Source organism: Alteromonas sp. MmMcT2-2, assembly GCF_022348305.1.
GTDB lineage: Bacteria > Pseudomonadota > Gammaproteobacteria > Enterobacterales > Alteromonadaceae > Alteromonas > Alteromonas macleodii.
The window spans coordinates 42,960-56,323 of sequence record NZ_JAKRFA010000026.1; the positions used below are offsets into that span (position 1 = coordinate 42,960).

A 13,364-nucleotide genomic window follows, 5' to 3' on the forward strand; every position below is an offset into this window, starting at 1 on the left:
GTGAACGAGAAAAGCGGTAGTCCAGTTTTAGTACAGTTTAAAACAGGGGAGTGATTAATAGAGGCATAAAAAAAACGGGCTATTAAGCCCGTTTTGAAATAATTGAAAGGTGTAAGCTCAAACGCTTATAGGCGGTCAAGAAGCGCCTGAGTGAACTCGGTTGTACCTGCTTCACCACCAAGGTCACGTGTTGTGCGATCGCCAGACTCGATAACGTCTTTTAGTGCTGCGCGAATTTTCTCTGCTTTATCGCCCATGTTTAGGTACTCAAGCATTTGCGCTGCTGCCAAGATTACTGACGTCGGGTTAGCTAAGTTCTTACCAGCAATGTCTGGTGCAGAACCGTGAACGGCTTCGAAGATTGCACAATCTTCACCGATGTTTGCACCTGGTGCCATACCAAGACCACCAACAAGACCAGCACATAGGTCAGATAGAATGTCACCGAAAAGGTTAGTCGTAACGATAACGTCAAACTGATGCGGGTTCATCACAAGCTGCATACAGCAGTTATCAACGATCATTTCAGCTGACTCGATGTCAGGGTAACGCTCACCAACTTCACGGGCTACTTTAAGGAAAAGACCTGATGTTGACTTAAGGATGTTAGCTTTGTGAACAGCTGTTACTTTCTTACGACCTTCACGGCGCGCTAATTCATAAGCAAAAACAACGATTTTTTCAGCGCCGTCACGAGTGATCTTACTCATTGCTTCAGCTTCGTTACCGTCTTCTGATACAACTTGGCCAAGACCAGAGTACATACCTTGCGTGTTTTCACGAACGGTAATGATATCGATGTCTTCGTAACGTGCTTTTGTGCCTTTGAATGACATCACAGGACGAAGGTTTGCGTACAGTTTGAACTGCTTGCGAAGACTAACGTTGATTGAAGTAAAACCTTCACCAACGGGGGTCGTTAAAGGACCTTTAAGCGCAACTTTGTTTTTTGCGATTAGGTCTAAAGTTTCTTGAGGTAGAAGCTCGCCATGTTCTTCCAGTGCGACTAGGCCAGCATCGGCATAGTCATAGGCAAAGTCACAGCCAACCTTATCTAAAATTTTTGTGGTTGCATCGATAATGTCCGGGCCAATGCCGTCACCGCGAATGACTGTAATACGTTGCTGAGTCATGTGGAGGGATCCTCTGGTAATTCTGTTGTCAAAATCGTTAGGTTTATTCAATTTGTAGCTTGGCGTTTATGAGCCAATTTCTGCCTGCTTACTTATTATAATGGAAAATGTAGGGAAAAAGGGTTAAGCACTGCAAAAGTTGCCGTATTTTATACGATACCTGGCGCAAGTTATAGCCATTCGTAAAGATTAATTAAATAGCTGAGTACGATGTTTAGGAGTAAATGGCGTTACTGCGCAAGCGGACAGAACAAAAGCGACCCATTGGCGTTTAGTGCGTTTACCACATCATCTCGTCGAATACCTAGGATATTTAAAAGTGTTTTGATATTGATATCCTGAAGTAATGAATAAATATCCTGATTAAATAAGCACGCTTTGGCGAGAGCGAAGCTCAACACCAGAATTGCTTGTTCTTTTTGAAGTGATTTAGGAACGTCCGTGCTTACTTTACTGCATTGGTGTATAACAGCACGCCACGTTGAGCTTTGATGCCAACTTTCAGCAAGTTCAGAAGCGATTGCTAGCCAAGGCGTGTCAGATTTGACTTTGAACGCGCTATTAATGGACACAGCTTTGCTGAGGTCGACGGGTAATGCTCGTGACACTTTAAACCCTGGTAGCGTGAACAAGGGAGTACAAACAAAGGTCATAGTCAATGCGGCAGATTGCGGCGAAAACTTCGAATCGGCGAGTTGTGCGAAATAGCTTGCAAATGAACAAGCCAATAAAGTTAATTGCTTGCACATGCCCATCAGTGGAAATTGGTTTTGCGTTAGCCGTTCTAACAGAGCAAATTGAATAAGCATGTCACCCACACGTTCAATGCCGTAGGTCAAAACCGCCTGTTTAATGCTTTTAACCGGAAGCTGAAGACGGTTGTCCTGACTCGCAGTGTGCATCAAAAAGTGATTAAACGTGGGCACGCTTTCAATTTTTTCGCAAAGTTGTTCAATATCTACATCGCGCTTTTGCAGCTCATCGATAATAGTTATAAGAGCTTTAGGGGGATGCTGAATTGCGAATGTAGAAGGTAAAAATGGTGTGCCGCCATGATTTACTCTCGCAGTGGCGGTATCAGTGTAAAGAGCAACAAAGTGCTCAAACGGCATTGATAGTGAAATGGGAGAGCGTATTGACGATAGAGGCAGCCACTTTCCATCTTCATCGTCTTGACTAAGCATAAATACGTAGCCGTGATTTTGCTGAATGTCGACTAGCGCGCCCGGTACGCCGTTTGCGTAAACCTTTGCGCCAGGTAGCACACCATTAAATAGGTTGATAAGTGGTGCAATAAGGTGACGATGATGTGCTGGAAGGCGTAAAACGATCTGAGTGAAAACCTCACGATAATCTGCTTTTTTTGTTTTAGTAGCGAAAACATTTGCTAGGAGACAAAGCCTTTGAACCATATTAAGCCGAATGTCTGCAACGTAGTTAATGGGCTTGTCTGACCGAAATGCTTTTTGAAGTTTAATGATATCCAGCCAAATCGAGAGATTGTGTTTACGCAAAAAGCGAATGATATTGGCCGTTTGGTCGCTTGGTGTTCCTTTACTTGAAAGCCAGAGGGATGCGAGTAAAGACGCAAGCACATGTTGTAAATAGTGGTCGTTTAATCGGCAAAGCTTGCCAAACAGCGCCAATAATAAAAGATGTTGAGTATCTTTGGGAAGGTCATTATCGATGTGTAACGTTGCTGCAGCAAGCGCTGGATTGGCGTTTACTAAGGTCAGGATCCGTTTAGCGATTTTCAACCAATGGTTTATACGCTGCTCGACAGAAAGTTCAGTGTTACCTAACTGAACCAGGCGTTTAAGCGTGGAAATGATGTCGCTCACTCCCCATCCTTCTAACTTTTTTGGTAACTGGAGTAAGCCCCTTCACCCCATGCAATAAGTTTGTCGTTTTCAAAAAGTAACGGTGTACATTCATCTTGCGTGGTTAAGCCGTCAGCGCGCACATGTTGTGTCCTGAAAAACATAACCTGTATCGCCGTTGCTCCTTGTCGCTTAGCTTCTGTAATGTCAGGTGAGCCTAACAAAGCCAAAACCTCTTCTCTTGTACTGCCCAACTTCAACTTGGTAATTTGCACACGGTTATATTCTTCACGGTCTTTCCAATCCATATTTTCTGGCTTATCGGGATAGAACGCGATAACCATAAAAACAAACACCGCATAAAGGGCGATGCCAGCTAAAATTAGACGAATAACCTTGGTATTCATGACCGTTACTTCTCGTTTTTCTTTACTTTAATGTTAGTGTTAATCACGAGTGGGACGCATTTCCATCACGTTGAGAGAAAGCTTGATGCTTTAATGCGTAAAACAATACTCTTTAGTAGTGTAACGCAAAACGTCTGCCAAGCATAAGTAGTAAACGTAAGCAAATGCGTCTTATCACGGTTATCGGTTATTCATTACCTTATTTTTCATTCTTCACAACGTAACACGGTTCATATGCCGTCCCCGGGAGCTTCATTCGGTGCTGTTTTACAAAGGATTCTAGCAGCGTATCGACTTTTTCCATCAGTGCACTGTCACCAGTAAGTTCAAACGGACCATGTTTTTTAATTTGGGCAATACCCTCTGCTTTAACGTTTCCTGCGACAATACCCGAAAACGCTTTTCGCAAATTAGCGGCAAGGTCACTTTTGCTTTGATCCAAATGAAGCTGAAGTGCAGCCATGCTTTCATGAGTTGGAATGAAGGGTTGTTGAAAATCTTGCTCTATCTTTAACGACCAGTTGAAGCTAAAAGCGTCACCCATGGCACCTCTAAACTGCTTCACTTTTTCAAGCTGCTTCTTCATAGTGCGGGCAACTTCTTCCGGGTCGTTCACAATAATTTGATATTTTGATTGCGCTTGTGAACCAAGCGTTGCACCGACAAAGGCGTCAATAGCCTCGAAATACTCTTCGCTACCAGCAGGGCCAGTCAATATAAAAGGGAAGGGCTGCTGTGCATTTCGTTCATTCATCAAGATGCCAAGCAGGTAAAGCAGTTCTTCTGCTGTACCAACACCTCCTGGGAACACGACGATACCATGGCCCAATCTAACGAACGCTTCTAGGCGTTTTTCGATATCCGGCATGATAATGAGCTCGTTTACTATGGCATTCGGTGGCTCAGCAGCAATGATACTCGGCTCTGATATACCAATGTAACGCCCGGTTTTATGGCGCTGCTTAGCATGACCAATGGTAGCGCCTTTCATTGGGCCTTTCATTGCCCCAGGGCCGCATCCGGTACAAATATTCATATCACGTAAGCCAAGTTGATAGCCTACTTCTTTAGTGTATTTATACTCAACCTGATTTATAGAGTGGCCACCCCAGCAAACAATAGTGTTTACGCCGTCGTTACCCTCAAGTGCTTTGGCATGGCGTAGCATGTCAAAAACCATATCGGTAATGTCGTTACCTTCCGCTGGAGCGGTTTGGTGAAGAAATGCATACTTATTACCCATGTAAAGCAAGTCGCGCAGTACAGCGAAAAGATGTTCGTGTACACCACGTACGAGTTGCTCATCTACGAACGCTACCTCGGGCGGATTGACGAGCTCAATTTTTACGCCTCGTTCACGACGTATGAGCTTAATTTCAAAATTCTCATAGGGGGCGAATAGCGCTTCGAAATTGTCTTCATCAACGCCGCTGTTCAATACAGCAAGGCAGCAGTTTCTGAACATAGCGAAAAGCTCGCTATTAGTGGCATCTTGAAGGCGAGAAACTTCTACTTGCGACAGTTGGCTCATCCAGCCAACAGGGTTAAGCTGCACTTTCTTCATACTTTACTTCCTATAAGTCAGTGCTTAAATCAGTGACTACGAGATTGCGGCCGTTACGTTTCGCTTTATAAAGGTATTCATCGGCGCGCTCGAAAACCGTTTCTGTAGTATCATTTTCACCGAAACAGGTTGCGCCGAAAGAAGCGGTAATTTTTACTTTTTCTTGCTTAAATTTGAACGGCATAGCAGCGAGCTTTGTTCTAACTTCATTAAGCTTTTTATCAATATCTGCCATCTGCGTGTTAGGCAGCAGCATAACGAACTCTTCTCCCCCCCATCTGGCAACAAAATCATTTTCTGACAGGCTTTGTTTCAGAAACTTGCTCACCACTTGCAGAGTTTTGTCTCCTGCAGCGTGACCAAACCTATCGTTGATCGATTTAAAATGATCAATATCAACAACGGCAACTGCCAGAGTATCCCCACTAGATTTAAAGTGAGCATACGCTGCGTCTAATTTTTCGTTATATGCTTGTCTATTAGGAAGGCGTGTTAGCGGATCGGTTCGACTCTGCATTGCTTGCTCGGCGAGTTTCTTTTTATAAACGCTGGTTTGTTGCTGAAGCGTATCTATGCGCGACTGCATTGAAGACAGCAATGCCATTAGCGCTTCTTGGCCTTGCTGATCGTTGCTTTGCTGCTCGCTTAAGGTGCTTACAAGCTTTTCAACCCGAAACTGGGTCTGCTCTTTAAGGGCTTCTAAGGAGCTGCTTTCTGATACAGCTTCTTCTATGTGGCTAATCTCACGCTTAAGCTGTTCATTGCCCGCTTGGCGTTGCTCGAATTGGGCTTGACTCCCCTGAATGGTATTGTTTACATCGTTGCTTACTTCACCTAGCGAACGGTGTAGGCTCTGAATGACTTTCCCTGTCAGGCTAGCCTCTGACATGGCGTCTTGCACAATCATCCGCAAAATTACAACGCAGCTTTTCAGTAACTGGTCTTCATCCATGCCGTCATCGAGACGTTGCTTTATGTCATTGAGCTGAGGATCATTCGGTTTTTTCTGCGCGTATGAAGTAATCAAATGATTAAGTTCAACTAATATAGAGCGGTAGTGAGGATTGTCATCTTTAAGCGAGCGAGTGGTCGAATTTTCTTGCTTGTTCGATGGCGCCTCAACCGACCCGGTTGGTTCGAGGCCTACCATTTTCTTGTTAAGTGCAATGCGGTGAAGGGCAATGGCTTTTGCGTATAGTTTATAAATACTAAATATATCGCCCACAGGCTGATTCAATTTAATCAACTCTTGTGTTGTCAGCCCTTTCAACTCACTGTCTTGAAAAACAATTTTCTGCAGCTGTTTCATCGCATCTTCTAGCGAAGATACAGTATCAACGCTGTATTTTCTCAGAGTTATTTCTTGGTGCTGTAGAGATTTATTAAGCTTTTCAATACTGACCGCCGCTAGGCTGAAATTTGGTGTGCCAGATAGATGGCCACGCAATACCTTGAGTTCAGTATCTATTTTATCGGAGAAGCCCTCGTAAAATGCTGAGAGCTTCACAATAAACTGGCAAAGAAGCGCATTATTTTGTTTTAAAGTTTGTAGTTGTTTTGCTTCCATAATCTCGTCTTAGTTCTAATTCACTGTTACCGCCGCGGCTGTGTTAGCTTTAGGGGTGTACTTCACCGTAATATTACTGACGTGCTTGACGATGATTGGCATAAGGCGCTTCATAATTCGAACGGAAGGGGTTGATGTCTAAACCGCCTCTTCGTGTATAACGAGCGCACACCGTTAACTTATCTGGCTGACAATGTTGCATTATGTCGTTGTAGATGCGCTCAACACACTGCTCATGGAACTCATTGTGTTGCCTAAAGCTAATCAGATATTTCAAAAGCCCTTCATGTTCAATAGCTTTTCCTTCATACCTAATTTGAATACTAGCCCAATCTGGCTGACTTGTGATTAAACAATTAGATTTAAGTAAGTGGGAAATAAGCGTCTCTTTTACTTCTGCACCACTCTTAGCCAGAGCTAAAAACTGGGTGTTGGGGGAGTATTGTTCGATTTCTACATCAAGACTATCTAACAATGTCCCTTCAAATTCTTTAAATTGCAAAGAGGTAAACTGCTCGGGAAGAATTAGCTTTACCTCAACAGTCTCGCCTGCACATGCTGATAAATCAGCCTGTAGCACCTGTCGTACGTCCTCTGCCGAGGCAAACTTTGTCTGATTGAAGCTATTTAAATAGAGCTTAAATGATTTTGATTCAATTAAGTTTTCTGAGGTGATAGGGACATGGCATTCTAAAATAGCAACATTGGGCTTACCTTTTAAATTAAGCCAAGAAAGTTCGTATCCAGTCCAGGTATCTATACCGTCGAAAGGTAGACTAGAGTTAGCGAGATCCAATGTGTCGCGGCTTAAACTGCGCGGGACGCCTTGCAACAAGCCGGGGTTATATTCAAATTCGTAGTCAACCTGTTTACCCAAAGAGAGGTCATCAGGTGCAGTGATAGTAATTTTTTGAGGTGAATTGTCAGTCGACATGTGAACCTTTTATCCATCTACGTGGGGTTTGAATAAGAGAACCGCAGTGGCGAACTAATGTCGTGCAGTATAGTCGAAACAACCCCAGTATTGACTTAACTGTTTAGTTGTATAGTGTACCCCAAAAATACGCAGGTAACGTCATAATGGCTCTAACAATTTCCGCACAATTAGATAAATTTGTATCATCTTATGTCGAACACACCAAGGGAGAAGGGTTAAAGATCGTATATGATAGCGAGTGGCCCTCGCCGTGCTATGAAAAGACGGCGCAAGATGGGGAGTTTGTTAGATGGACACCAACACTGCAGTCGCCCCCGCAGTCTTTCAATAACGTTGAAGAGGCGCTATCGCTAAAGCTAAATCCAGAATACTGTGAATACTTCACTCGTTACTACAGCGATAATTTAAGGGCTGCCGCCCCTCAAGGTCGCTGCGAGCTTCTACAAGTTTTCAATAGCGAAGACTTTGAGCGACTACAACAGAACTTGATTGGCCATTTGCTAATGAAGCAGGGGCTGGGGCAAGCGCCAACGTTGTTCTTTGGGTTGACTGATGAAGAAGATTTTATCTTAACGGTTGTCAATGAAAGCGGTGAAGTTGCACTCGAGCAGGTAGGTAAAGAGCCTTCTCAAATTCTTGCTCCGTCTCTTGCGGCATTTTTGGAGCAACTTACGCCCACTATGTAAGCTGTTTATTTAATTACATTGTCTGGCAGGTATAAAGTAGCCTGCCGGCAAAAGTCATTACTACTTTGCGCTAATTACCTCATTTAGCACACGTTTTAGTTCTGCCACTTCTTTTTCTAACGTCTCTACTCGTGCTTGCAGACTACTAACTTGCCCCGCGCTATTAGTTGAATTTTGTTGCGAGTCTTCTTTTTCGCTTGGCACATCTAATTTAGGTTTATGCGCGTTAAATCGCTTAATTGCCTCAATGGCTTCGGTTACCGATACTTTAAAAGGAGCCCTAGCACGTAAAATCCCCACCGACGGTGTTTTACCTTCTTTATGCATTTGAAGGCATAAAATATGGAGCTGCTGTAAATTAGAATTACTCATAATTCGAAAATGATTCAATGTCGTCAAAGTTAGCAGTGTAGCTTGTGTGTATAGTCAATTTCACTAATAAGTTACTTATCTCACTACTTTTTTTTAAGAGTTCAATACTGGTGAAACTATAATTTATATAAATATCAGTATCTTATATTTTGGCCTTATTCTTGTTTATTCAGTCCTAAATTACGTTATCACTTGTGCATACAATGGTTACTTTTCTCGCGTATTTATGTCTATTCAGTGTCGGTTCACAAAGTAGACGTAGTATCAAATAAAAACAACACACATAATTTAAGGAATACACATGAAAACGGTTCTTCTTTCTTTAGCTTTAGCATCTTCAGTTTTACTTTCAGGCTGTGTGGTATCTGTAGGTGGAGGGTCAGATAGTCACTATGGTGCCGATTGGGAAGATAGAGAGTTTAATAATCGCAAACACATTGCGAATCTTGAGACAGGGACAAGCTACGAAACTGTGCTGAGAAAAATGGGTGTTGCTGACTTTAACGAATTGTTCGAAAAGCAAGACGGCACTTATCGCGTACTTTACTACCGTACTCAAAAAACAATGGGCGACGGTATAACTACAAAAGACGAGTGCACCCCATTAGTTTTCAGAAACGGCAATTTGGTAGGTTGGGGTGACAGCGCCTATAGCTTGATGCACTAAACACGCTTCAATTTTAGTGACTAAATATAAAAGCAGAATTTATCTTTACTTTTAAATGTTAATAAAAAGTTAACATGTGAGGGGTTTTCGAGTAGGCTAAAGTTTGAACAGCTTGTGAGGTGGTTGGCGCAATGTTAAATGCGGCCGCATTTTTATCCACCTTGCCCATCTTATTTGAATGGGCATTTGCAACTAACAACTTTGCGTACAAGGAGCCCCTGATGAATACCGATGCGATTAATAACGCAATAGCCCCCTTGCAAGATACGGTTAAAGCTATCTACTTATCTGTTGATGACCTGAAAGTTGCTGCCTCCATTCTTTACAATGCATACGTAGACGACCCCCTTTTCATCGACATTTTTCAAGCAGAGAAAGAAGGCTATGAAAGCCGCCTTCGTTCCGCGATTCGCGAAGAACTCAACGCATTCTGGGTTGCAGAACAACCCATGATAGGTCTGTTTGATGACGACAGGCTTATCGCTGTGGCGTGTTTAACCGCACCCGATGCGGCATTTGGTTCAGGACGTTACTGGCATTGGAGATTGCGAATGCTTTTGACGGCCGGATTATTTGGTACTAAGCAAATGTTAGAAAAAGAAGAAAAAGTACGCGCCTTAGTACCCGCCGACAATTTCCATATGTTGAGCTTTATCGCAGTACATCCTGATTATCAGCACCATGGTCTTGGACATATTTTATTAGGTGCAATTGACAGCGTTGTAGAAGAAGACGCCAAAAGCGAAGGCATCGCGGTTTTTGTCACCGTGCCTTCCCATCGTCACTTCTTTAACGACGACAATTATCAAATCGTTAGTCAACTTCATTTGTCACATATAGACGGCGATATAATGTTTAGGAAAAAACAAAACTAGTATATTGCCAGGACACCTATACTGAGGTTCTAAAATGGGTTCTAATTTAATGCGTTCAGAATTGAACGCATTAAACAAAACACTGTTTACCTTTCGGACAGTACGTAATCGCGGAACTCGTGACTTTTCGGAGTTACAATTCTCGCCGGTAAAGGGCCGGTATAACTCGATTTCATAAATCTTTGTATATTATCGATATCCGCTAACGAGCCGTTGATTCGATCGATAACTTTTTGAGTGACTAAAATGACACCTTCTCGGGTAACTGTGAAGCCTTGTTGTTTTGCTATAGCGGTATCAGCAATTACGAAGTTAGGCGGGATGTTTACCCCTTTATCAACAATTACATTAGCTAACCTGGCTTCACTGCCTACATTTACCTCGGGTAGCAACACGCTTTTATCTATTATTGACCCTGTGCCAATACTAACATTTGATGACAAAACTGACTGACTCACAGAGCAACTGTTTAACTTACAGCCTGAACCCACTAATACTTGTTTAAGTTCACAACAGGTCGAGTGGCTACCATTAGTAATTTCGGTGGGCGCCCGTGAAAAAGAGCTTCCCCAAATAGGCCACGTGGGATCGGATAGGTTTAATAAACTTGAGTTATTCAGCAAGTCCATATTAGCTTGCCAATAGCTGTCCAAGGTGCCCACATCTCGCCAATAGGGAATTTGCGCACCATTGGGGCTACGAAAGCGATGAGCGAAAACTCGATGCTGAGCAATAATTGAAGGGATGACGTCTTTGCCGAAATCATGCTCAGAGTTAAGCGAGCCAGCATCTTCGGTGAGTAATTTGAACAATACATCAGCGTTAACTACATAATTACCCATGGAAGCCAAACAATAGTCAGGAGCATCGACCAGTGCATGGGGAACGCGGGGCTTCTCATCAAATGCGGTAATTTGACTATTGCAATCAACCTTTAACACCCCCAACTGATTCGCGGCTAACTCAGTAGGCACTTCGATGCATGACACTGTCATTTCAGCATTACTCTTCACATGGGTAGTTAAGAGTTTACGGTAGTCCATGTTATAGACATGATCTCCTGAAAGAATCAAAACGTATTTCGGAGCCACCGACTTAATATAACCCATGTTCTGATAGCACGCGTCTGCCGTTCCCTGATACCAGCTTTCAGACCGTTGTTGTGATGCCGCTAAAATATCCAATCGACCGCCAAAGCTGTTGTTCAACGGGCTCCAATGCTGCATCAAATGGCGAATTAAACACTGTGACTTATACTGAGTCAGCACGGCAATTTGCTTTAGACCTGAATTAACACAGTTCGATAATGGAAAATCTATAATACGACAGTGGCTCCCAAACTCTAGTACAGGCTTAGCGCGCATTTTGGTTAATTCTTTCAACCTTGAGCCCTGGCCACCGGCCAAGACTAAAACTAAGGTATCTTTCATTATCTGGTAAATATCTGTTTCAGCATTCATATCAGGCTCCGAATTCAGCCGTCCCTGGCGCTATTTGTATCTAGTCTGTTATCTCAATCTTACGCTGTAATTCCTGTGCTTTAGCCGATTTAGGAAGAAGTATCTTGAGTACTCCTTTCTTAAAATTTGCGTTAATAGCATCTTGCTCTACGCTCACAGGTAACCTGAAACTACGCTGAAAACTGCCGTAACTACGTTCCATCACGTGTATGTTGTCTTCTTTATCTTCATCGCTTTCATACTTCTTCTCCCCGCTTATAGTGAGAATGTCGTCTGACAGCGATAGTTTTATGTCCTTACTCTCTAACCCCGGTAATTCCGCAGTCAATTCATAGCTTTTTTTACGCTCAACAATATCGACCTTGGGCGTAACGAAATCTAGTTTGGTGTCTATAAGACCGGAGAACTCTTTTGAAAAGGGAAAATGACTAGAAAAATCTTGAAAGAAGTTATCAAGGGCCTTTTGTCCAAAGAAGCTAGACAAGAAGCTGTTTGATTTACTGTCACTGGAACGATTAGTTATGGGTAAATTACTCATAATAAGTCTCCTATCGCAATAATAAGTAGATTATGGTGAGCCGAACTACCTAAGCTTTGACTTATCAGCTGCTAATAGTTAACAAGATTTAATCGCTAATGATATTGATCCCAGTCAATATAAGAATAGTTTATTTTTTAATCGATAGTGGAAAAGGTATTGCAAATTTTCACCGCGCTTTAGACAAGCGTAAACGGAGCACGATTAGATATTCGCTCTTATATGCTTATAACTAATATGTCGTCTGCATTGCTATGCCATTGAGGAAAAGTACCGTCCATTAAACTTGTAGTCACAAGCTTAGCTTTCAAAGTAACTCAAGATGTAGGTAAACTTTGTTAACGCTTTCTTGGTTGTCCTCTCGTTTCCTAGCATATTTACAAAAATGCATTTTTGCCTCATTCGCTTGTAAGACATTTCCTACAAACGCTGTGAGTGATCTTACCTAAATTCTGAAAGAAAAAATTATACTAAAGTATAAAGTCTTTGATTCTATTGCATATTTTTAAAAGTAGTCGAAAGTCGTACAAAAAACTTTCTTAAATCCCTGTAATTCAATATGGCGGTAATAATTGGAAGGGATACTATGAACATGTCACAAGGAAACACGACGAGTCACGGATTGAGTAAGGAATCATCAACGGAATAAGTTAGGACAACTTAAGGATGAGACTCTCACAAGGCAGTGAGTAAAGGGAAGGGAAAGCAGATAGGATGCTGCATTAAACGGACGTTGAAAACGGATTTGATAGGGAATAAAGGAATTCAAGGACGAGAAACGTGATAGGACATCACAAACAGGACGTTGCAGGGATAAAGGGACTAAAGCTAGCAAGGAGCTAGAGGCAAGGAGCCAACGGCAGGAGAGCCATCAAGGAATTTCTAGTTTGCATGGACGAGCAAACCAAGGATGAAAGAAGGACATGCTAAAGGATTAGCAAAGCTGTAGCAGGATGTGCAGCGAAAAATGGAACGAAGGAAGGGATCGTCAGCGGAGCCTGACAAGGACAGCCTCAGGATGAGGAACACTGCATGTAGGATGTGCAGTAATTTAGGAAAAAAGGAAAGGGACCTACGCATGGAAGTGTAGCTCGCACAGGAAGGCGCGAGAGTAGATGGAAAGGGGCGTATACGGATTTTAATCGGGAAGATTTTAGTCGCAAAGGATCGCGGAGAAGGATACTCAAAATTCCAGGAAAAAGGGGAGCCGCTAGGTTCCCCTTTTTTTTGCGTTGTTATTAGAGACTGTAACTAATTTTGTGTAACTGCCTATCTCAATTTACTCTATAGAGAGTTAAGGATAGGCAGATGAACATGAATAAGAAAGAGCTTGAAGCT

At 42.7% G+C, this 13,364-nt stretch carries 12 protein-coding genes; 3 read left to right on the top strand and 9 right to left on the bottom strand.

Annotated features, from left to right (window positions below):
* Nucleotides 1–125: 125 nt before the first annotated feature.
* The 6 genes from MHM99_RS14700 to queF form a co-directional block, all read right to left on the bottom strand.
* The gene (locus MHM99_RS14700; protein WP_014948534.1) at nt 126–1,133 is read right to left on the bottom strand and encodes an isocitrate dehydrogenase; all 1,008 of its coding nucleotides are present in this window, start codon (nt 1,131–1,133) and stop codon (nt 126–128) included.
* A 230-nt stretch (nt 1,134–1,363) separates the two neighbouring features.
* Nucleotides 1,364–2,974 carry a histidine kinase gene (locus MHM99_RS14705; protein WP_239219999.1) on the bottom strand — a complete coding sequence of 537 codons (1,611 nt, stop codon included), beginning with the start codon at nt 2,972–2,974 and terminating at the stop codon, nt 1,364–1,366.
* Nucleotides 2,975–2,985: 11 nt separating this feature from the next.
* On the bottom strand, nt 2,986–3,360 hold the full coding sequence (locus MHM99_RS14710; protein ID WP_014948536.1) for a DUF3192 domain-containing protein: 375 nt from the start codon (nt 3,358–3,360) through the stop codon (nt 2,986–2,988).
* Between the two features lie 199 nt (nt 3,361–3,559).
* Complete coding sequence (gene ppnN, locus MHM99_RS14715; RefSeq protein ID WP_049585972.1) at nt 3,560–4,924, bottom strand: nucleotide 5'-monophosphate nucleosidase PpnN; 1,365 nt, start codon at nt 4,922–4,924, stop codon at nt 3,560–3,562.
* 10 nt (nt 4,925–4,934) lie between these two features.
* A complete protein-coding gene (locus MHM99_RS14720; RefSeq protein WP_168462598.1) occupies nt 4,935–6,491 on the bottom strand; it encodes a GGDEF domain-containing protein in 1,557 nt (518 codons plus the stop codon).
* Nucleotides 6,492–6,564: 73 nt separating this feature from the next.
* A complete protein-coding gene (queF, locus tag MHM99_RS14725; protein ID WP_049585974.1) occupies nt 6,565–7,425 on the bottom strand; it encodes an NADPH-dependent 7-cyano-7-deazaguanine reductase QueF in 861 nt (286 codons plus the stop codon).
* 146 nt (nt 7,426–7,571) lie between these two features.
* Between queF and syd the strand changes: the two genes are divergently transcribed.
* Entirely contained in the window at nt 7,572–8,114 is a 543-nt protein-coding gene (gene syd / locus MHM99_RS14730; protein WP_239220000.1) for a SecY-interacting protein, read from the top strand.
* 60 nt (nt 8,115–8,174) lie between these two features.
* On the opposite strand, the gene MHM99_RS14735 is transcribed toward syd, so the two are convergent.
* Complete coding sequence (locus tag MHM99_RS14735; protein WP_049585976.1) at nt 8,175–8,486, bottom strand: hypothetical protein; 312 nt, start codon at nt 8,484–8,486, stop codon at nt 8,175–8,177.
* A 301-nt stretch (nt 8,487–8,787) separates the two neighbouring features.
* Between MHM99_RS14735 and MHM99_RS14740 the strand changes: the two genes are divergently transcribed.
* Together MHM99_RS14740 and MHM99_RS14745 are read left to right on the top strand one after the other, a co-directional pair.
* Nucleotides 8,788–9,153, top strand: a complete 366-nt coding sequence (locus MHM99_RS14740; RefSeq protein WP_014997556.1) for a DUF3192 domain-containing protein — start codon at nt 8,788–8,790, stop codon at nt 9,151–9,153.
* Nucleotides 9,154–9,374: 221 nt separating this feature from the next.
* The gene (locus MHM99_RS14745; RefSeq protein WP_044556927.1) at nt 9,375–10,028 is read left to right on the top strand and encodes a GNAT family N-acetyltransferase; all 654 of its coding nucleotides are present in this window, start codon (nt 9,375–9,377) and stop codon (nt 10,026–10,028) included.
* A gap of 86 nt (nt 10,029–10,114) precedes the next feature.
* Here MHM99_RS14745 and glgC read toward each other — a convergent pair whose 3' ends face one another.
* Nucleotides 10,115–11,488, bottom strand: coding sequence for a glucose-1-phosphate adenylyltransferase (gene glgC / locus MHM99_RS14750; RefSeq protein WP_239220001.1), 1,374 nt, complete (start codon nt 11,486–11,488; stop codon nt 10,115–10,117).
* A gap of 40 nt (nt 11,489–11,528) precedes the next feature.
* The gene (locus tag MHM99_RS14755) at nt 11,529–12,026 is read right to left on the bottom strand and encodes an Hsp20/alpha crystallin family protein (RefSeq protein WP_197044392.1); all 498 of its coding nucleotides are present in this window, start codon (nt 12,024–12,026) and stop codon (nt 11,529–11,531) included.
* Nucleotides 12,027–13,364: the final 1,338 nt, after the last annotated feature.

What these genes read in the sequence shown, in the direction of transcription:
- MHM99_RS14700 (WP_014948534.1), bottom strand. Translation starts at nt 1,133, where the DNA reads ATGACTCAGCAACGTATTACAGTCATTCGCGGTGACGGCATTGGCCCG.
- MHM99_RS14710 (WP_014948536.1), bottom strand. Translation starts at nt 3,360, where the DNA reads ATGAATACCAAGGTTATTCGTCTAATTTTAGCTGGCATCGCCCTTTAT.
- ppnN (WP_049585972.1), bottom strand. Translation starts at nt 4,924, where the DNA reads ATGAAGAAAGTGCAGCTTAACCCTGTTGGCTGGATGAGCCAACTGTCG.
- MHM99_RS14720 (WP_168462598.1), bottom strand. Translation starts at nt 6,491, where the DNA reads ATGGAAGCAAAACAACTACAAACTTTAAAACAAAATAATGCGCTTCTT.
- queF (WP_049585974.1), bottom strand. Translation starts at nt 7,425, where the DNA reads ATGTCGACTGACAATTCACCTCAAAAAATTACTATCACTGCACCTGAT.
- syd (WP_239220000.1), top strand. Translation starts at nt 7,572, where the DNA reads ATGGCTCTAACAATTTCCGCACAATTAGATAAATTTGTATCATCTTAT.
- MHM99_RS14735 (WP_049585976.1), bottom strand. Translation starts at nt 8,486, where the DNA reads ATGAGTAATTCTAATTTACAGCAGCTCCATATTTTATGCCTTCAAATG.
- MHM99_RS14740 (WP_014997556.1), top strand. Translation starts at nt 8,788, where the DNA reads ATGAAAACGGTTCTTCTTTCTTTAGCTTTAGCATCTTCAGTTTTACTT.
- MHM99_RS14745 (WP_044556927.1), top strand. Translation starts at nt 9,375, where the DNA reads ATGAATACCGATGCGATTAATAACGCAATAGCCCCCTTGCAAGATACG.
- glgC (WP_239220001.1), bottom strand. Translation starts at nt 11,488, where the DNA reads ATGAATGCTGAAACAGATATTTACCAGATAATGAAAGATACCTTAGTT.
- MHM99_RS14755 (WP_197044392.1), bottom strand. Translation starts at nt 12,026, where the DNA reads ATGAGTAATTTACCCATAACTAATCGTTCCAGTGACAGTAAATCAAAC.